The sequence below is a fragment of the Hoeflea sp. AS16 genome, assembly GCF_038900095.1.
In the GTDB taxonomy this organism is placed as follows: domain Bacteria; phylum Pseudomonadota; class Alphaproteobacteria; order Rhizobiales; family Rhizobiaceae; genus Hoeflea.
In genome coordinates this window covers 507,111-525,399 of the sequence record NZ_JBBMQQ010000001.1, presented here as the reverse complement: position 1 = coordinate 525,399, position 18,289 = coordinate 507,111, and the positions used below count along the sequence as shown (strand labels likewise).

The window sequence follows — 18,289 nt, the reverse complement described above, 5'->3', positions numbered from 1 at the left end:
AGCGCCTCATGTCGAAAGCCAACAAGAACGTTATCTGGTTTGAAGATCTCTCGCGCGGCGATGTCGCGCTGGTCGGCGGCAAGAACTCGTCACTGGGCGAGATGGTGCAGCAACTCGGAAGCAAGGGCATCGACGTGCCGCCCGGCTTCGCCACCACTTCGGACGCCTTCCGCGCCTTCATCAAGGCAAACAACCTCAATGAAGTGATCGCCGAGGCGATGGAGATGCTCGACAGCGGCAAGCGCACGCTCGCCGAAACCGGCAAGGCCGTCCGCGCAGCGATTGCCGCCGGCGACTGGCCCGACGATATCCGCGAGGCCATCCTGTCGGCCTACCGCGAACTCTCCGAACGCACCGGAAACAAGGAGCTTTCCGTTGCCGTCCGCTCCAGCGCCACCGCCGAAGACCTGCCCGACGCCAGCTTTGCCGGCCAGCAGGAGACCTATCTCAATGTCCGTGGCGAGGCAGCGCTGCTGTCAACCTGCCGCCGCTGTTACGCCTCGCTGTTTACCGACCGGGCGATCACCTACCGCAAGATCCAGGGCTTCGACCACAACCAGGTGGCGCTGTCGATCGGCGTGCAGCTGATGGTCCGTTCCGACATCGGCGGCTCCGGCGTGATGTTCTCCATCGACACCGAATCCGGTTTCGACAAGGTGGTGCTGATCAACGCCGCCTGGGGGCTGGGCGAAAACGTCGTCCAGGGCGCGGTGACGCCTGACGAATACGAGGTGTTCAAGCCGCTGCTCGACAAGCCCGGCCTCAAGCCGATTGTCGAAAAGACCTGCGGCGCCAAGGAAATCAAGATGATCTACGCCGGCGCGGAAGGCGGCGAAACCCGGAACGTGCCGACCTCGAAGGCAGAACGCGGCGCCTACGTGCTCTCCGACGAGGAAATCCTCAATCTCGCCCGCCAGGCAGCCACCATCGAGAAGCACTACGGCCAGCCGATGGACATGGAATGGGCCAAGGATGGCGAGACCGGCAAGCTCTATATCGTTCAGGCGCGGCCTGAAACCGTGCAGTCACGCGCCGATGTCACCGCGCTGAAAACCTACACGCTGAAGAAAACCGGCAAGACCCTGATTACAGGCCTCAGCGTCGGCGCCGCCGTCAAGGCCGGACGTGTCTGCCTGATCGAGAACGTCAAGGACATCGACAAGTTTGTCGACGGTTCCATTCTGGTCACCTCGACCACTGACCCCGACTGGGTGCCGATCATGAAGCGCGCCGCGGCCATCGTCACCGACCACGGCGGACGCACCTCGCATGCGGCCATCGTCAGCCGTGAACTGGGCCTGCCAGCCATCGTTGGCACCGGCAATGCCACCCATGTCCTGCACGACCAGCAGGAAGTGACCATCTCCTGCGCCGGTGGCGAAGACGGCGTGGTCTACGAGGGCATCGCCGAATACGAGGTCGAGGACGTGCGGCTTGACCATGTGCCCGAGACCAAGACCCGGATCATGCTCAATCTCGCCGATCCGTCTGCCGCTTTCCGCTGGTGGCGCCTGCCCGCCGATGGCGTTGGCCTTGCGCGGATGGAATTCGTCGTCAACTCCGCCGTTCAGGTCCACCCGATGGCGCTGGTGCATTTCGACACGCTCAAGGACGAGGAGGCCAAGGCCGAGATTGCCGAGCTGACCCGGCGCTATGACAACAAGGGCGATTATTTCGTCGAGACCCTGGCCCGCGGCCTGTCGCGCATCGCCGCCGTCGCCTACCCCAAGCCGGTGATCGTGCGGATGAGCGATTTCAAGACCAATGAATATGCCGAGCTTCTGGGCGGCCGCGCTTTCGAGCCCAAGGAAGAAAACCCGATGATCGGCTTCCGGGGCGCGTCGCGCTACTATTCCGACAATTACCGGGAAGGCTTTGCGCTCGAATGCAAGGCAATCAAGATGCTGCGCGAGCAGATGGGCTTTGACAATGTCATCGTCATGATCCCGTTCTGCCGTTCACCCGACGAGGCCGACAAGGTGCTCGCGGTGATGGCCGAGAATGGTCTGGCCCGAGGCGAAAACGGCTTGCAGGTCTATGTCATGGGCGAGATCCCGTCCAACGTCATCCGCGCCGCCGAGTTCGCAGAACGCTTCGACGGCTTCTCCATCGGCTCGAACGACCTGACCCAGCTCACCCTTGGCGTCGACCGGGATTCGGGCGAACTGGCGGACCTGTTCAGCGAAGCCGATCCGGCAGTGATCTGGATGATCGAGACCCTGATCGAGCGCGCCCATGCAGCCGGCGCCAAGGTCGGCTTGTGCGGCCAGGCACCGTCGAACAACCCGGCTTTCGCCAAGCTGCTGGTCCAGGCTGGCATCGACACCATCTCGGTGACGCCCGACAGTTTTGTCGCGGTCAAGGAAAACGTCGCGGAGGCAGAAAAATCCGGGCGATAATCGCGGCTGCGACGCTGGGCGAGATTGAATTTCCCCTGCAGCCTGTGTGATGGTCTGTGCCATGTCCGACATCCTGACCATCACACTCAATCCGGCCTTCGACGTGTCGACCTCCGTCGGCACGGTCGAGCCCGGCCCGAAGCTGCGTTGCGATGAACCCCGCTTTGATCCCGGCGGTGGCGGGGTCAATGTTTCGCGCGCCATCCTGCGGCTCGGCGGCCAGTCAAAAGCCTTTGTCGCGCTGGGCGGCGACACCGGCAACACCTTCCATACGATGCTGCAGGCCGAAGGCATTGCGGTTATGCCGTTCGAGATCGCAGGCAACACCCGGCAATCCTTTGCCGTCCTGGAAACCTCGACTGACAGGCAGTACCGCTTCCAGTTGCCCGGGCCGGTCTGGCCGCCCGAGCAGGTTGCCGCCATGCTGGCAGCGCTCAAACCCGAGATCACCAGCGGCAGCATAGTCGTCATGTCAGGCAGTGTGCCGGACGGCGTTCCTGCCGATATCGCCAGGACAGTCAACCAGATGGCAACCGATGCCGGCGCGCGCTTGATCCTCGACACATCAGGCGCAGCCCTCACTGCCGCCGCTGGCAATCCCGGGCCGCCATTCGCGCTGCTCCGGATGGACGGCGCCGAAGCCACCGAGGTCTCCGGCCGCAGCTTCGCCAGCCCCGCCGAGCTCGCCGATTACGGGCTGGACCTGGTGCGCGCAGGCGTCGCCGGTCAGCTGGTCATGTCGATGGGCGCGACAGGCACCGTCGGCGTGTCGGAAGACGAGCGGTTCTTCTGCCAGCCGCCAAGGCTCGAAACGCTCAGTGCCATCGGCGCCGGCGACAGCATGGTCGCAGCCATCGCGCTCGAACTGTCCCGCGGCGCAAGCCTCAAAGACGCCGTCCGCCACGGCGTCGCCGCTGCAGGCTCCGCCGTGCTGACGCCTGCCACAGAACTGTGCACGAAGGCGGCAGCGGACGAGATCTTGCAGAAGGTGGTGACGAAAGAGGTTTGAAGGCCGGCCTCAGAACCTGAGCTTCGACGTATAATCCGAGATCACTTCGGCGCTGCGTTTCAGGGCCGCCCGCTCTTGCGTGTCCAGGTCGGGCATCAGCGTCGCGATGATGCCCTCGCGGCCGATGATGCGCGGCAGTGACAGCGGCACGCTCTGCACGCCTTCGATATCTCCGTTGACCATCGACACCGACAGAACGGTGCGCTCGTCGTCGGCAATCGAACCGACAATGCGCGCAAGCCCGGCGCCGATGCCGTACCAGGTCGCCCCCTTGCCCTCGATGATCGTATAGGCGGCGCCTTTGACCTGTTCGGCAATCCTTGTTCGCGCCGCTTCATCCAGCGGCCGACCGATCTGCTCGGCAAACGAGACGATCGGCACGCTGCCGGCCATGGCGCTCGACCAGACGGCCACTTCGCTGTCGCCATGCTCGCCCAGCACATAGGCGTGCACCGAGTTTGGCGCGATACCCAGATGATCGCCGAGCAGGCTCCTGAGCCGCGCGGTGTCGAGAATGGTGCCCGAGCCGATCACCCGTTCGGGCGGCAGGCCGGAAATGCGCTGGGCAACATAGGTCATCACGTCGAGCGGATTGGTGGCAATCAGCAGGATCGCATCCGGGGCTGCTTTCATGATGCCGCCGATGACGGAGCGGAACACCTCGACATTGCGTTCCAGCAGCGCCAGCCGGCTTTCGCCGGGCTTCTGGCCAACGCCAGCGGCAATGATCACCACCGCCGCCCCGTCGAGGTCGGGATACTCTCCGGCGCGGATGGCCACCGTGGTGGCAAATGGCGTGGCATGGGCGATGTCCTGCGCCTGGGCGCGGGCCAGGGCCGGATTGGCGTCAACCAGCACGATTTCGGTGCCCACACCCAACAGCGCCATGGCATAGCCGGCGGTACTGCCGACCATTCCGGTTCCAACAATTCCGATCTTCATCTGCTCTTTGCTCCGAAGTTTGTCCAACGCCGGTCAACTGCGCCCGTCAATTGTGGCCGTCAACCGCGCCCTCATCTCCCCATAGCAGGAAACATCCTCCCGCACTGTGACAGAGGTCAAACCGGCACACCCCTGCCCGGCTCCAAGGCGACAGCCAGGGCGCAGTGATGTTCCGGGCCGGACCGGTCAGCAAGGATGTATGCAGGCAGCAAGACACCGCAAGCCCGCCGGGCTCACGGTGTTCAAAGATCAGGACGTCCGCGCGGCTTCGGTGGCGTCGATTGCCTTGCGCAGATAGCTGTCGCGATTATAGACGTCGGCGAAATACTCGACCGTGCCATTGTCATCCGGCCATGCGGTGAAATAGGCCACGTGGACGGGGATTTTCGTCGACAGCTGCACCTGCTTGTTCTGGCCGCCGGCAATGTGGCTGCCGATATCGGCGACCGATGTGCCCAGCACCTTGGCGGCCATGGCGCGCGGATCCTGCAGCCGGACACAGCCGTGGCTCAAGGCCCTCGTGTCGCGCTTGAACAGCGATTTCGACGGAGTGTCGTGCATGTAGATGGCATGGCGGTTGGGGAACAGGATCTTCAATTCGCCCAGCGCATTGCCGTTGCTGGGTGGCTGGCGCACGCCGATGCCGCTGCCCTTGCCGACCGCGTTCCAGTTGACAGAGCTCGAGGACACCGCGCGGCCGCCGGCCGTCACCTCGTAGCCGAGCCGGTCGAGATAGGACGGGTCAGCCCGCAGCTTCGGCAGCATCTCGTTGATGATGATCGACTGCGGCACGCCCCAATAGGGATTGAACTCGACCAGTTCGATTTCATCATCGAAGAAATTGGTCTGGTTGGACCTCTTGCCGACGACCACGCGCATCGACAGGTCCGACTTGCCGCCCTCGTAATAGGTCGCGGTGTAGGCCGGCTGGTTGATGAACACCCGCCGGGAAGCCAGAACGCCCGGAAGCCAGCGCGCCCGCTCCATGGCCAGCCGCACCTTCTCGATCTTGTCGGCATTGGTAATGCCGACCAGCGCCCGCCGGGTTGCCGGTCCGACGACGCCGTCTGGCTTGAGGCCGGCTTCCTTCTGGAAAGCCTTGACCAGCGCGACCAGTTCTTCGTCATATTCGGGCTTGCCGGCATAGCTTGCAAACAGCAGCGCATTGTCGGTCTTGAGCGCATCGCTGCCCTTCATTTCGATCGCGGCTATCACATTGGCGAGTTCTGGATTGGCCTGCCCCGGCTTGAGCAGCAGATCCGCCGCGATTTCGATGCGCTCGCTCTCGTCAAGATCCTGCAGGCGTTTGAGTTCAGCCTTCAGCGCCTCGAAATGTGCGCCTTGCGGGTTTTGCGCAAGCAGCGCCTCGGCCGGGTCGGCGGCCTTGGACAGGGCTTCGAGCTGCCTCGCCAGATCCGGGCTCTTGCGCTTGAAATCGTGGTAGCCGGAGATCCGGTTGGGATCGACCCGGCCGCGCGAGGCGTCAAGCATGTAGTTGGCGACAGCGACCGACAGCTTCATCTCGAAGGCCATCAGCTCCTTCTGCCGTTCGGTGCCCTGGGTGACATCGAATGCATCGGCGGGCACATCGACCTTGTAGTCATCCGCAGACAGGCCAACCTCGTCGGCCGCGTTGAGCACGTCGACCACCGCCCGCGCACGATCCGTGATCGCGGTTCCTGCGACCCAGATGTAACCGGGATGGCTGGAATAATACTCGACAACCGCCTCGGCAGCTTCCGGCAGCGCCTTGACCGACAGGTCCGCCAGCGCAGGACGGCCTTCCGCAAAGGGATCGATGCCAAGCGGCGAAAGTCCCATGTCGTTGATGCCGCCGGTGACCACCGGATCGGCGATCTTGCCGAAATCAACCTTGACCAGGGTATCGGGTTTGTACTTGTGATATCTCGGCCCGCGGACCTTTACGACCGGCTTTGGCGCTTCGACTTGCTGTCTTGCCTGTTCGCGTGCCTGCCTCTCGCGCTTGCGCTGGGCCGGGCTTTTGAAAAGCGCGTCGAGCAGACCTTGCGCTTGAACAGGCGGCGGTGCCGAGATCACACCGGTAAAAGTAACTGCTATGGCGACCAACGCCACGCCTGCACGCATTTTGATGCTCATGCCCAACCCAGATAGTTATGCAAAGCCCGAGGGCCCTGCGCGTTCAGACGAAATTGTCAAAGTCGCGGCAACCCTACCAAATCACGAGACCAATGGAAAGAATGGCTGGCGTTTTCAATCGGCGGATTTGTTACCCGTTCGCGGTTGGCCGGAAGACCCGCACTGCCGCGCAAACGCCTGCAATCCGCGGCTCAGCGCATCTTATGGCTGCGGAAAAACCGGTTTCAGCAGCCGGGAAAGATCACGAAAAAGTCAATCCGGCGTCTTTGCCGCACTGCGCCGCAGCAGCGCCGGCGCGAGTTCGTACCAGCCCTTCGACCGGTTGACGATAAACACCAGTGACAGCATCACCGGGACTTCGATCAGCACACCGACCACGGTGGCAAGAGCCGCACCGGACTCAAACCCGAACAGGCTGATGGCCACGGCGACCGCCAGTTCGAAGAAATTGCTGGCCCCGATCAGCGCCGACGGTCCGGCGATCACGTGGGCTTCCCCGACCACGCGGTTTGCGATGTAGCCGATCCCGAAGATCAGGTAGGTCTGAATGATGATCGGCACCGACAGCAGGACGATGATCAGCGGCTGGGCCAGGATCGCCTGCCCCTGAAACGCAAACAGCACGACCAGCGTTGCCAGCAGCGCCAGAATGGACAGCGGCTGCAATTTCGACAGCAACCGCTGCAACGCAACCTCTCCCCCCGACGCCAGAAGCCGGTTGCGCAGGATCTGGGCGATGATTACAGGCACCACGATGTACAACGACACCGACAGAAGCAGCGTCTGCCACGGCACCGTGATTGCCGAAATGCCCAGCAGCAGCGCAACGATCGGGGCGAAGGCGACAACCATCACCAGGTCGTTGACCGTGACCTGGCTCAGCGTGAACAGCGGATCACCCTTGGTCAGGTTGCTCCAGACGAACACCATCGCCGTGCACGGCGCAGCCCCAAGCAGGATCAGGCCGGCAATATAGCTGTTGATCTGGTCTCCGGGCAGATACGGGAGGAAAAGCCAGCCGATGAAGAACCAGGCCATCACCGCCATGGTAAAGGGCTTGATCGCCCAGTTGACGATGAGCGTGACCGAGATGCCGCGCCAGTGCTTGCTGACCTGCCCCAGCGAAGCGAAGTCGATCTTGACCAGCATCGGGATGATCATCAGCCAGATCAGCACCGCGACAGGCAGGTTCACATTGGCGATCTCGGCGGACCCGACGGCCTGGAAGAAGGACGGAAAGACGTATCCAAGAGCAATGCCCGCAACGATGCACAAGGCGACCCAGAGTGTCAGATAGCGTTCAAATTTCGACATGTCATACTCCTGGACACGGTTGCCGGCGGCGGGGCGCAAGCGCCAAGGTCATGGCATCAGGGTTTTGCGCAGCCAAGACGATTCTTTCATTTCGATAAATCATGATATCTGGATTCTTGCAAGAACCCCTTGCTGCTCCCCCTCGGCGCAATTGCAATTCCCCGGCCTTCATCCTAAGACCGGGCCTCAAGCTAGGCGACCAACAGGCGACCGGAAAGGTATCTCGTGGCAAACGATCTCTTCCCCCTTGGACCAGACACAACTCCCTGGAAGAAACTCACCGACAAGCATGTCAGCGTCGAGGAATTCCGCGGCCAGGAAATCCTGACTGTGGACACCGACGGATTGCGTCTTCTCGCAGAAGCGGCATTCGGCGACATCAACCATCTGCTCCGGCCTGGCCACCTCAAGCAGCTGGCGGCCATCCTCGATGATCCGGAAGCCACCGAGAACGACCGCTTCGTCGCCTTCGACCTTCTCAAGAATGCCAATATTGCTGCCGGCGGCGTGCTGCCGATGTGCCAGGACACCGGCACCGCGATCATCATGGCCAAGAAAGGCCGCAAGGTCTGGACCGAGGGTGGCGATTACGAAGCCCTGGCGGGCGGCGTCATGGATGCCTATGAGCGCCGCAACCTGCGCTATTCGCAGCTCGCACCGCTGTCGATGTTCGAGGAGAAGAACACCAAGACCAACCTCCCCGCCCAGATCGACATCTACGAGGAAGGCGAAGACAGCTACGACTTCCTGTTCGTCGCCAAGGGTGGCGGATCGGCCAACAAGACCTTTCTCTATCAGGGCACGCCGTCACTGCTGACCCATGACAGGATGATCGAGTTCCTGCGCGAGAAGATCCTGACGCTCGGCACCGCCGCCTGCCCGCCCTATCATCTGGCCATTGTCATCGGCGGCACCTCGGCGGAAATGAACCTCAAGACCGTCAAGCTCGCCTCGACCAAGTATCTCGACGAACTGCCGACCGAGGGCTCGGAGTCCGGTCACGCCTTCCGCGATCTGGAAATGGAAGCCGAAGTTCACAAGCTGACCCAGCAGATGGGCGTCGGCGCGCAGTTTGGCGGCAAGTATTTCTGCCACGACGTCCGTGTCATCCGCCTGCCACGCCATGGTGCCTCGCTGCCGATCGGCCTCGGTGTCTCCTGCTCGGCCGACCGCCAGGCCAAGGGCAAGATCACCAGGGACGGCATCTTCCTCGAGCAGCTGGAAACCGATCCGTCGAAGTACCTGCCCGAAATCGACGAGGAAAAGCTCTCCGAACACGTGGTCAAGATCGACCTCAACCGGCCGATGAGCGAGATCCTGGCCGAGCTGTCCAAACATCCGATCAAGACGCAATTGTCATTGACCGGCTCGATCATCGTCGCCCGCGACCTGGCACACTCGAAAATCCGCGCCAGGCTGGAAGCAGGCGAACCGATGCCGGACTACCTCAAGAACCACCCGGTCTATTACGCCGGCCCCGCCAAGACGCCCGAAGGCTATGCATCTGGCTCGTTCGGACCGACCACGGCCGGACGCATGGATTCCTATGTCGATCAGTTCCAGTCTTTTGGCGGATCGATGGTCATGCTCGCCAAGGGCAACCGTTCCCGCTCGGTGCGCGAAGCCTGCGCCCGTCACGGCGGCTTCTACCTTGGTTCGATCGGCGGCCCGGCCGCGCGGCTGGCCCAGGATTGCATCCGGAAAGTCGAGGTTGTCGAGTATCCCGAACTTGGCATGGAAGCCATCTGGCGGATCGAAGTCGAGAATTTTCCGGCCTTCATCGTCATCGACGACAAGGGCAATGACTTCTTCAAGGAATTGAATTTAGGCTAAAATCCGGAACCTTTCGCCGGACGTTTTACAAACACGATCGGGCAACGGGGTCACAGACCTCGTTGCCATTAACATTTCCCCAAGATTTCACCCGTAAGAATAACGGTGGTTAGAGCTATGAAAGCCACTCTGGGGACGAAAAATGACCGTAACGCCTGCGAACAAGGTCCATTCCATGGACACGGCCACACTGGTGCTCGCCACCATGCGCCGTCGTGGCATTTCTGGTCTGCCGCGAAACTATGAACTGGTTTACGAGGCACTCAACTCATCCAATCCGACATTGACGAAACAGTTCGAGGCGCTCGGCCGCAATCCGGCGCAGGACGACCTGGATGCGTTGGGAAAGAAGGTTTTCCCCCACCACTACCGCCCAGGCGTGGTGGAAGGCGCTCACGACAAGATTTCCGTTGAGCTTGACGGCATGCTTCGACTGCTCAAGCAGGAACAGTCGTCGATGGAAAGCTACTCCAAGCTGCTCGGCGAAGCCTACAACCGGATCTCGACCAAGAGCATGGCCAGCGCCGAAATTCTCAACAATGTGATCGGCGTCCTGACCAATGCCACGGGCGATAGCATGGAAAAAGGCAAGGTCGTGGTCGAGCACATGGTCGAACGCGCCCGGGAGATGGAGCAGGTCAAGCTCGAACTCGACGAGTACAAGCGCATCGCCAACACCGATCCGTTGACCCGCCTGGCCAACCGCCGGGCATTCGACGAGGTTCTGGCCAATATCTACAATGAACAGCGCAATTCCATGTATTATGCGCTGATCGTGGCGGATATCGATCATTTCAAGAAATTCAACGACACCTACGGCCATCCGGTCGGCGACCGGGTGCTTGGCGTTGTCGCGGCGGTGATGAAAAGCACGCTGCGCAAGGACGTCTTCATCTCGCGTACGGGCGGTGAGGAATTCGCGGTGGTGCTTCAGGGAACCAGCCTCGAAATCACCATGGAAATTGCAGAACGCCTGCGCAAGTCCGTGGAAGCAACGCCGCTGAGAAACCAGAAGACCGGCGTCAATTACGGGCCGATCACCCTGTCACTGGGAGTTTGCATGGCCAGCGACGCCGACAGTGCCGAGGAACTCTACAACAAAGCCGACGTGGCGCTCTATACAGCCAAGCATAGCGGTCGCAACAGATCGCAGCTTTACAAGCCCGAACTGAACCAGGAATTCGAAAAGAACTGGGCGATCTACAAGACCTGAAATTGCCGTGGCACACCTGCATCCAGTTCGGCTTGATGCACCTTCTGCAGCATCACGCGATCTTGCAAATCACGCCGGAAGCTGGACAGGCCAAGGCGAACCAGTTACCCATAATCAACAAGGGTCACGGACTGATCTACGGATTGGCGCAGGCCTGACAGAACCAATGCGTCTCCCCATACTTCAACGCCAGACCCGGATCCTGACATGAAACGCCTTATCTCCTTTGCCTTTCTCGCACTCTGCCTGATGGCGCCTGCTTCGGTACAGGCCCAGCCGGCCGGCCAGACGTCCTCGGAATCGAAGACCCTGCTGCAGCTGCTGTTCCCGCCATCGAAGAATTACAACAAGTACCACCGCTCGAACAAATCACCGATCAAGCGCAAGGTGATCAGGTTCAAGGAAAACCATCCTGAAGGCACCATCATCATCGACACCTCGGATCGCCGGCTCTACCACGTCGTCGGCAAGGGCAAGGCGATGGCCTACGGCATCGGCGTTGGCCGTGATGGCTTCACCTGGCAGGGCCGCAACAAGATCACCCGCAAGGCCGAGTGGCCGGGCTGGACCCCGCCGCAGGTGATGCGCGACCGGGTCAAGCGCCAGGAAGGCCGGGTTCTGCCTGCCTACATGAAGGGCGGCCCGGACAATCCGCTCGGCGCGCGCGCCATGTATATCGGCTCGACCATCTACCGCATTCACGGCACCAACCAGCCGTGGACCATCGGCAAGGCAATGTCCTCGGGTTGCATTCGCATGGCCAACGAGGACGTCGAGCATCTCTACGACAAGGTCAATGTCGGCACCCGGGTGATTGTCCGGAACTGACCGGACCAGTCTGGATTCAAATACAGGAAACCGGCCCAACTGGCCGGTTTTTTTGTGCTCACCACATGCTGTTTTTCGCCCGCTCGGGCCATTCCCGGTCATAGCTCTGGCTGTCGAAATCCTGCTTGAGTTCAGCCATCAGGCTTCCCGGCGTCGGCAGGGCAGCCACATCGGGCCAGGCATTTTGGTCCCACACCTTTGCCCGCATCAGCGCCCTGGCGCATTGGAAATAGATCTCGCCGATTGTGATCACGATGGCAGAGCGCGGCAGCTTGCCCTCCATCGCCAGGCTTTGCAGCAGATCCGGATCGACGGAAATCTCCGCCCTGCCATTGACCCTGAGCGTGCTGTTGGAACCGGGGATCAGGAACAGCAATGCCACCCGCCCGTCGCGCACGATGTTGCGCAGTGAATCGATCCGGTTGTTGCCGCGCCGGTCGGGCAGCACGAGAGTGTGTTCGTCCCTGATCGACATCACCTGTCCGGGATCGCCACGCGGAGAACAGTCCAGTCCCTCAGGCCCGCAGGTTGCCAGCGCCATGATCGGCGAGGCTTCGATCAACTTGCGGTAGCCTTCGGTAAGGCAATTGCTCACCTTGATCACCGACGCCTCCGAAGCCTCTCCGTAAATCGCTTCGAGTTCCGCCAGCGATGTAATGATGGTCATGCGAGCCTCCGGGGTCTCCTGCTTTCGGTGGCTGGCAACTTATTCGGTTCGGGCGAACTTGGAAGAGGCAGGCCTACGATTCCGCCCGCCCGGGCCCCCTCGCCCAGAAATTCGACAACCGCGCGGGTGACCGGTTCCGCAGATACGATGCGGCGATGGCCGAAGCCATTGGCTTTCATCAGCCTGACATGAGAACCGGTGCGGGCGATTGCCTCGGCATTGGAATAGGCCACTTCCTTGTCGTCCTCGGCATGGATCACCAAGGTCCGGATACTGATATCGTGCATCATCCGGTCAACCCGGAATTCGGATAGCGGTCTGCCGGCAAACCGCAGCACCTGCCGTTCGAACGCATTTTGCGCGGCTGCGTCCAAGCCCAGCAGCTTGCCCGCCCAGCGGAACACCTGCGCCATGTCGGACGGTGCGGCGATGGTGACGATGCGGTCCGGCCGCCGCTGCGGCACATGCAGGATGGAACCGGCCGCAGCCGCCATCACCGACGGACCGCCAAAGGAATGCCCGATGAAGCTATCGAATGGCCCGTGCTGGCGCCAGGCCGCGTCAATGGCCTCCACCGCCTTGCCCAGATGCAAGGTGCGGCCGGTTGATGCACCGTGCCCGGGAAGATCAAGGCAGACGGCGGTGTGGCCTGCGGCAACCAGCGCGTCGGCGAGCGCAATCATGTGGTCGCTGCGAGACCGGTAGCCATGCACCACCAGAACCCTTTGCCCCCCGTCAACGGCAGTCTCCGGGCGAAAAACGTGACTGGCGACAACGCTGCCGGGAATCACCAGCCGCACGGTTTCGCTCTGCGCCATGCGCGCCGCGGCGCGCGCCAAAGCCTTGCGTTCCTTTTCACTCTGCGGCTTGGTCGAGCGGGTGCGCGTGAACAGCAAGAACGCCAGTTCTCCGGCCTTTTGCGGCGATTGCGCGGCAACAAGACGGAGCACCGCACGGGTGACCTTTTCAACAAGAGATGCCATAGTGGGATTTCCAGATTGGTTCAACTATGAACAGAATTGTACAACCATGAACAAAAATCAAGCCCTACCCTGGGAAAACCCGCGTTTTCACAACTGGGTTGCCGTGGCCCGTGCCTGCCAGGTGATGGGCTTGAGCCTGGCGCGGGCGCTTCAGCCGCTCGATATCAAGCCGCCGCATCTCGATATTCTCGTCAACCTGTTCCGCGCACCGGGGATCTCCCAGCAGGATCTTGCCGACAAGCTGCTGGTTGGCCGCTCCAACCTGTCGATGCTGTTGCCGCAACTTGAAAAACGCGGGCTTCTGGTCAGGCGTGGCGACCCGCAGGACCGCCGCGTCCTGCGGCTGGAACTGACACCCGAGGGAACAAGTCTCACGCTGAAGGCACTCGCCATCCAGTCAGAGCTGATCGACCGCACCATGGGAACCGCGACCACGGAAGAGTGCAACCTGGTTGGCGAGGTGATGACCCGGATAATCCATGAGCTGACACAGCCGGATGCAGCCGAAGCGGCACAAACGGACGACCTCGAGCGCAAGAAGGCCTAGCCCGCCACTTCACGCGGTTCGCGACATCCCCTTGTCCGCGAGTTCGGCGATGTATTCGGCCCAGCGTTCTTCCTTTGCCTCGCCAAGCTCGGACAGAAAATTCCAGGTGAAGATGCCGCTGTCATGGCCATCATCGAACGCCAGCCGGACGGCGTAATTGCCAACCGGCAGAACCCTGGAAATGGTCACGTCAGCCTTGCCGCCCACCGTGACCCGCTGCGCCGGCGAATGCCCCTGCACTTCCGCCGAAGGTGAGCGGACCCTCAGCAACTCGGCCTCGATCGAGTAGCACCGGTCGTCGGTAAAACGGACAGTCAGCGTGCGGCGATCGGGAGAAACCCGTAGTTCTTTTGGCCATGCCGTCTCATGAACGCTCATCGGTCGCAGTCCTCAATTTCCACGCATTTGTCGTTGATCTAGAACCGATCCGGCGACATCACAAGCCAAAGCCGTCAAAACAAGCCGTGATAGCGCAAGTCCGATTGACGCGCCCCCTTGACGCGCCTTCGGTGGTTGACGACATTGCACTCAATCAATGAAGGATCATCCGCCATGGAAGACACCGCAGTTCCGACCATGATCGACCCGTTCGGCCGGGCTGTGAACTATCTCCGGGTGTCGGTGACGGACCGTTGTGATTTCCGCTGCACCTATTGCATGGCGGAGAACATGACATTCCTTCCCAAGAAAGATCTTCTGACACTTGAAGAGCTTGACCGGATCTGCACGGTTTTTGTCGAAAAGGGCGTGCGCAAGATCCGCCTCACCGGTGGCGAGCCGCTGGTGCGAAAGAACATCATGGAGTTTGTCCGTCAGGTCGGACGCCACATCGATGCCGGCCGCATGGACGAGCTGACGCTGACCACCAACGGATCGCAGCTCGCCCGCTTCTCCTCCGAGCTTTATGATTGCGGTGTTCGCCGTATCAACGTCTCCATTGATACGCTCGATCCCGACAAGTTCCGCAAGATCACCCGCTGGGGCGAATTGAGCAAGGTGCTCGACGGCGTCCGCGCAGCGCAAGCCGCCGGCCTGAAAATCAAGATCAACGCCGTGGCGCTCAAGGGCTTCAACGACACCGAAATCCCCGAAATGCTCAAATGGGCCCATGGCCAGGGCATGGACATGACGGTGATCGAGACCATGCCGATGGGCGAAATCGACGAGGACCGGACAGACCAGTACATGCCGCTGTCGTTGCTTCGGAGCAATCTCGCCAAGCAGTTTACGCTCGAGGACATTCCGTTCCGCACCGGCGGCCCTGCCCGCTACGTCACGGTCAAGGAGACCGGCGGCAAGCTTGGCTTCATCACCCCGATGACCCACAATTTCTGCGAAAGCTGCAACCGCGTCCGCCTCACCTGCACCGGCACCCTCTACATGTGCCTCGGCCAGAACGACGCCGCCGACCTGCGTTCGCCGCTGCGCGCCTCCGAAGGCAACGAATTGTTGTCTGCGGCCATAGACGAGGCCATCACCCGCAAGCCCAAGGGCCACGATTTCATCATCGACCGGACCACCAAGCAGCCGGCAGTCGCCCGCCACATGAGCGTCACCGGCGGTTGATCAAACGCAAAAGCACGTCGCGATGCGGTTGGTTCGAAGTGCCAGACTGATGAATTTCCGTGATGGGCGGACAACCCCTTCGGACTGTGTTGCCACCTGCAACAATGGTACCTTGGTCATCGTGCCAGCGATTCCATGCCGGCCGGTTCCGGATTAATCATGGCTCTTTCTATCAATATCCGCGGCGCGTTGTTCATGTCCCTGTCGATGGCAGGCTTCACCTTCAACGATTCCATCGTCAAGCTGCTGACAGATGATCTCAACGTCGCCCAGGTGATGTTCCTGCGCGGCGTGGTCGCAACCCTGCTGATCTTTCTGCTGGCCAGGCACAGGCGGGCGCTTCGTCCGTTACGCGTCCTGATCGATCCCTGGGTTGGTCTCCGCCTCATCGGCGAGGTTGGCGGTACGCTTACATTCCTGATCGGCCTGTCCCACATCCCCCTCGCCAATGCCTCGGCAATTCTCCAGGCACTGCCGCTGGCGGTCACCATGGGTGCGGCGCTGTTCCTGTCCGAGCCGGTCGGCTGGCGCCGCTGGGGCGCGATTCTGGCCGGCTTCGCCGGCGTCCTGATCATCGTCCGTCCCGGGCTTGAAGGCTTCTCGCCCTATGCGCTGATGATCGTCGGAACCGTCATCTTCGCCGCCGTGCGCGATATCGCCACCCGGAAGATAAACCCGGCAATTCCGTCGCTGTTCCTGTCAACCGTTACCGCGGCGGCCGTGGCCGTTGCCGGCTTCGTACTGGTCTGGCCGATGGGGGGCTGGCGCCCGGTGACAGCGGTGGATTTCGGCTTTATCAGCCTCGCTGCCTGCCTGGTTCTGGTCGGCTACCAGTTCATCATCATGTCGATGCGCGAGGGCGAAATCTCGTTCATCGCCCCGTTCCGCTACACGAGCTTCATCTGGGCGCTGCTGCTGGGAATGGTGGTGTTTGGTGAATACCCCGATGCCTTCATGATCACCGGCGGTGTGATCGTCATCGGTTCGGGACTTTACACACTCTATCGTGAACGCATCAGGAGCAAAGCCAAGCCAGCCACCCGCGCAGCCCCGCGTCATTCGCCATGAACCAGCCTCACCCGGAAGCGGAGATCGGCTTGAAAGGAATCACCTTCCCCTTCTCGGAGAGTGAAGCGTCCTTGCCTGACGTGTTGACATTGACACCTGAGGGCGTACTTGCAGACGGCTCCGGGCTCAACCGGGAGACAGCCTCTTTGTCCAGTTCGGCCAGCAACTTGACATGCATGCAATCGCCCCAGGCTGCATTGCAGAAGGGACACTGGTCAAATTCGCCGTCGCCGGACATTTGGCTTCACCCAGTTCCAACACTAAACCCCACCAACAACATAAATACCCGGGAATCTACTGTCTTTAAGTTCTCTTTTCAGAATCACAAAGTAAATCCTATTCACCACGCGTGCAACCAGGCGACAACTTCTTTCACGTCACCGAAGGCGGGTGACGCACAGACATCATTCATGATCAAATCCCTATGCATCACAGCTCTTGAGGACAAAAAACACCAGCAATGACCAAAACAGTATTCCTCAATCGCAAAACACCGCCGAACATCGCCACGCTTGTGGTGATCGCCGGGCTCAGCGCATTGAACATGAACCTCATTTTGCCCTCGTTGCCGGGGATTGCCACCTATTACCAGGCGGATTACGCCCTCGTGCAGCTGGCGGTCTCTGGCTATCTGGCCGTCACCGGCTTGCTGCAACTTATCATCGGGCCGCTGTCCGATCGTTACGGTCGGCGCCCGGTGATGGTCGCCAGCCTGGCGATCTTCCTGGTAGCCACCGCACTGGCGCCTTTCGCACCGACCATCGAGACATTTCTCGTAATCCGCATGCTTCAGGCCAGCGTCGTCTCCGGCATGGTGCTTTCGCGCGCCATCGTTCGTGACATCGTCGGGCCGGAACAGGCTGCCTCGATGATCGGCTATGTCACCATGGGCATGACGCTGGCGCCGATGATCGGCCCCGTTCTGGGCGGTATCATGGAGGAACTGTTTGGCTGGCAGTCGGTCTTTGGAGCCCTGTTCCTCTTCGGCGTGGTTGCCTTCGCACTGGTACTGACCGACCTGGGTGAAACCAACCTCAATCGGTCTGCGAGCATGCTCAGGCAATTCGGCGCCTATCCGGAACTTGTCCGCTCGCGCCGCTTCTGGGGGTATTCACTGACCGCGACGTTCGCCTCGGGCTCGTTTTTCTCGTTCCTTGGCGGCGGCCCTTTTGTGGCGACAACCATTCTCGGCCTGCCCCCCTCGCAGCTCGGCCTGTATTTCATATTCATCGCGCTGGGATACATGACCGGGAACTTCTTTTCCGGCCGTTTCGCCAGCCAGATCGGCATCAACCGCATGATGGTGACCGGCTGCATGATCGCCACGGCCGGCATGGCGCTGGCGCTGGTGCTGTTTCTCGCCGGCGTGTGGCATCCGCTTTCCTTCTTCGGACCGATGCTGTTTGTCGGCCTTGGCAATGGCGTCACCCTGCCAAGCGCCAATGCAGGCATCGTCAGCGTCCGCCCGCATCTGGCGGGGTCAGCATCGGGCCTCGGCGGCGCCATGATGATCGGCGGCGGCGCGGCGCTGTCGGCACTGGCAGGCGCGATCCTTTCCGTCGAGACCGGCCCCTACCCGCTGGTCATCGTCATGCTGGTTTCCTGCATTTTCAGTGTCTTTGCCACGCTCTACGTGATCCGGGTCGAAAACAGCCTCGCCGAGGATGCGAAAATCGGACAGTCCTCCTGAAGCCCCCGTAAGGGCATCACCCACCGGGCCAGGCCGGCAACAACCCGTGACCCGGCAAAGCTTACCCACATTGACTTTGGGTAAGCTGGCATTTCCTGTTGCAATCCCCGCT

The 18,289-nt window shown here is 61.3% G+C and carries 16 protein-coding genes; 9 read left to right on the top strand and 7 right to left on the bottom strand.

From position 1 onward, the window contains the following. Positions 1-8: 8 nt before the first annotated feature. Positions 9-2,399 (top strand): phosphoenolpyruvate synthase, encoded by a 2,391-nt coding sequence (gene ppsA / locus WNY80_RS02475; RefSeq protein ID WP_342885756.1) that lies wholly within the window; start codon positions 9-11, stop codon positions 2,397-2,399. A 61-nt stretch (positions 2,400-2,460) separates the two neighbouring features. After that, complete coding sequence (locus WNY80_RS02470) at positions 2,461-3,408, top strand: hexose kinase (protein WP_342885755.1); 948 nt, start codon at positions 2,461-2,463, stop codon at positions 3,406-3,408. Positions 3,409-3,417: 9 nt separating this feature from the next. Here WNY80_RS02470 and WNY80_RS02465 read toward each other — a convergent pair whose 3' ends face one another. The 3 genes from WNY80_RS02465 to arsB form a co-directional block, all read right to left on the bottom strand. Next, a complete protein-coding gene (locus WNY80_RS02465; protein ID WP_342885754.1) occupies positions 3,418-4,350 on the bottom strand; it encodes an L-lactate dehydrogenase in 933 nt (310 codons plus the stop codon). Between the two features lie 249 nt (positions 4,351-4,599). Next, positions 4,600-6,468 (bottom strand): L,D-transpeptidase family protein, encoded by a 1,869-nt coding sequence (locus WNY80_RS02460; protein WP_342885753.1) that lies wholly within the window; start codon positions 6,466-6,468, stop codon positions 4,600-4,602. Positions 6,469-6,720: 252 nt separating this feature from the next. Continuing rightward, positions 6,721-7,782, bottom strand: coding sequence for an ACR3 family arsenite efflux transporter (arsB, locus tag WNY80_RS02455; RefSeq protein ID WP_342885752.1), 1,062 nt, complete (start codon positions 7,780-7,782; stop codon positions 6,721-6,723). A gap of 225 nt (positions 7,783-8,007) precedes the next feature. On the opposite strand from arsB, the gene WNY80_RS02450 reads away from it, so the two are divergent. From WNY80_RS02450 to WNY80_RS02440, 3 genes are all read left to right on the top strand, one after another. Next, on the top strand, positions 8,008-9,615 hold the full coding sequence (locus WNY80_RS02450) for a fumarate hydratase (protein WP_342885751.1): 1,608 nt from the start codon (positions 8,008-8,010) through the stop codon (positions 9,613-9,615). A gap of 142 nt (positions 9,616-9,757) precedes the next feature. After that, positions 9,758-10,828 (top strand): GGDEF domain-containing protein, encoded by a 1,071-nt coding sequence (locus WNY80_RS02445; RefSeq protein WP_342885750.1) that lies wholly within the window; start codon positions 9,758-9,760, stop codon positions 10,826-10,828. 207 nt (positions 10,829-11,035) lie between these two features. Beyond that, on the top strand, positions 11,036-11,656 hold the full coding sequence (locus WNY80_RS02440) for a L,D-transpeptidase (RefSeq protein WP_342885749.1): 621 nt from the start codon (positions 11,036-11,038) through the stop codon (positions 11,654-11,656). A 58-nt stretch (positions 11,657-11,714) separates the two neighbouring features. On the opposite strand, the gene WNY80_RS02435 is transcribed toward WNY80_RS02440, so the two are convergent. Both WNY80_RS02435 and WNY80_RS02430 read right to left on the bottom strand, forming a co-directional pair. Further along, positions 11,715-12,323, bottom strand: coding sequence for a pyridoxamine 5'-phosphate oxidase family protein (locus WNY80_RS02435; protein WP_342885748.1), 609 nt, complete (start codon positions 12,321-12,323; stop codon positions 11,715-11,717). Further along, on the bottom strand, positions 12,320-13,306 hold the full coding sequence (locus tag WNY80_RS02430; protein WP_342885747.1) for an alpha/beta fold hydrolase: 987 nt from the start codon (positions 13,304-13,306) through the stop codon (positions 12,320-12,322). The genes WNY80_RS02435 and WNY80_RS02430 overlap by 4 nt, the downstream gene beginning before the upstream one ends. A 46-nt stretch (positions 13,307-13,352) precedes the next feature. Here WNY80_RS02430 and WNY80_RS02425 point away from each other — a divergent pair, with 46 nt between their 5' ends. Beyond that, complete coding sequence (locus tag WNY80_RS02425; RefSeq protein WP_342885746.1) at positions 13,353-13,853, top strand: MarR family transcriptional regulator; 501 nt, start codon at positions 13,353-13,355, stop codon at positions 13,851-13,853. A 9-nt stretch (positions 13,854-13,862) separates the two neighbouring features. On the opposite strand, the gene WNY80_RS02420 is transcribed toward WNY80_RS02425, so the two are convergent. Then, entirely contained in the window at positions 13,863-14,231 is a 369-nt protein-coding gene (locus WNY80_RS02420; RefSeq protein ID WP_342885745.1) for a DUF971 domain-containing protein, read from the bottom strand. 174 nt (positions 14,232-14,405) lie between these two features. Here WNY80_RS02420 and moaA point away from each other — a divergent pair, with 174 nt between their 5' ends. Together moaA and WNY80_RS02410 are read left to right on the top strand one after the other, a co-directional pair. Beyond that, on the top strand, positions 14,406-15,419 hold the full coding sequence (gene moaA / locus WNY80_RS02415) for a GTP 3',8-cyclase MoaA (protein ID WP_342885744.1): 1,014 nt from the start codon (positions 14,406-14,408) through the stop codon (positions 15,417-15,419). 159 nt (positions 15,420-15,578) lie between these two features. Then, a complete protein-coding gene (locus tag WNY80_RS02410) occupies positions 15,579-16,487 on the top strand; it encodes a DMT family transporter (RefSeq protein ID WP_342885743.1) in 909 nt (302 codons plus the stop codon). Positions 16,488-16,494: 7 nt separating this feature from the next. On the opposite strand, the gene WNY80_RS02405 is transcribed toward WNY80_RS02410, so the two are convergent. Beyond that, the gene (locus WNY80_RS02405; RefSeq protein WP_342885742.1) at positions 16,495-16,725 is read right to left on the bottom strand and encodes a hypothetical protein; all 231 of its coding nucleotides are present in this window, start codon (positions 16,723-16,725) and stop codon (positions 16,495-16,497) included. Between the two features lie 222 nt (positions 16,726-16,947). Here WNY80_RS02405 and WNY80_RS02400 point away from each other — a divergent pair, with 222 nt between their 5' ends. Further along, the gene (locus WNY80_RS02400) at positions 16,948-18,177 is read left to right on the top strand and encodes a multidrug effflux MFS transporter (protein WP_342885741.1); all 1,230 of its coding nucleotides are present in this window, start codon (positions 16,948-16,950) and stop codon (positions 18,175-18,177) included. Positions 18,178-18,289: the final 112 nt, after the last annotated feature.

Coding starts and splice junctions, on each gene's coding strand:
- WNY80_RS02400 (WP_342885741.1), top strand. CDS start 16,948: ATGACCAAAACAGTATTCCTCAATCGCAAAACACCGCCGAACATCGCC.
- WNY80_RS02430 (WP_342885747.1), bottom strand. CDS start 13,306: ATGGCATCTCTTGTTGAAAAGGTCACCCGTGCGGTGCTCCGTCTTGTT.
- moaA (WP_342885744.1), top strand. CDS start 14,406: ATGGAAGACACCGCAGTTCCGACCATGATCGACCCGTTCGGCCGGGCT.
- WNY80_RS02435 (WP_342885748.1), bottom strand. CDS start 12,323: ATGACCATCATTACATCGCTGGCGGAACTCGAAGCGATTTACGGAGAG.
- WNY80_RS02420 (WP_342885745.1), bottom strand. CDS start 14,231: ATGAGCGTTCATGAGACGGCATGGCCAAAAGAACTACGGGTTTCTCCC.
- WNY80_RS02460 (WP_342885753.1), bottom strand. CDS start 6,468: ATGAGCATCAAAATGCGTGCAGGCGTGGCGTTGGTCGCCATAGCAGTT.
- WNY80_RS02445 (WP_342885750.1), top strand. CDS start 9,758: ATGACCGTAACGCCTGCGAACAAGGTCCATTCCATGGACACGGCCACA.
- WNY80_RS02405 (WP_342885742.1), bottom strand. CDS start 16,725: ATGTCCGGCGACGGCGAATTTGACCAGTGTCCCTTCTGCAATGCAGCC.
- ppsA (WP_342885756.1), top strand. CDS start 9: ATGTCGAAAGCCAACAAGAACGTTATCTGGTTTGAAGATCTCTCGCGC.
- WNY80_RS02425 (WP_342885746.1), top strand. CDS start 13,353: ATGAACAAAAATCAAGCCCTACCCTGGGAAAACCCGCGTTTTCACAAC.
- WNY80_RS02465 (WP_342885754.1), bottom strand. CDS start 4,350: ATGAAGATCGGAATTGTTGGAACCGGAATGGTCGGCAGTACCGCCGGC.
- WNY80_RS02470 (WP_342885755.1), top strand. CDS start 2,461: ATGTCCGACATCCTGACCATCACACTCAATCCGGCCTTCGACGTGTCG.
- WNY80_RS02440 (WP_342885749.1), top strand. CDS start 11,036: ATGAAACGCCTTATCTCCTTTGCCTTTCTCGCACTCTGCCTGATGGCG.
- WNY80_RS02410 (WP_342885743.1), top strand. CDS start 15,579: ATGGCTCTTTCTATCAATATCCGCGGCGCGTTGTTCATGTCCCTGTCG.
- arsB (WP_342885752.1), bottom strand. CDS start 7,782: ATGTCGAAATTTGAACGCTATCTGACACTCTGGGTCGCCTTGTGCATC.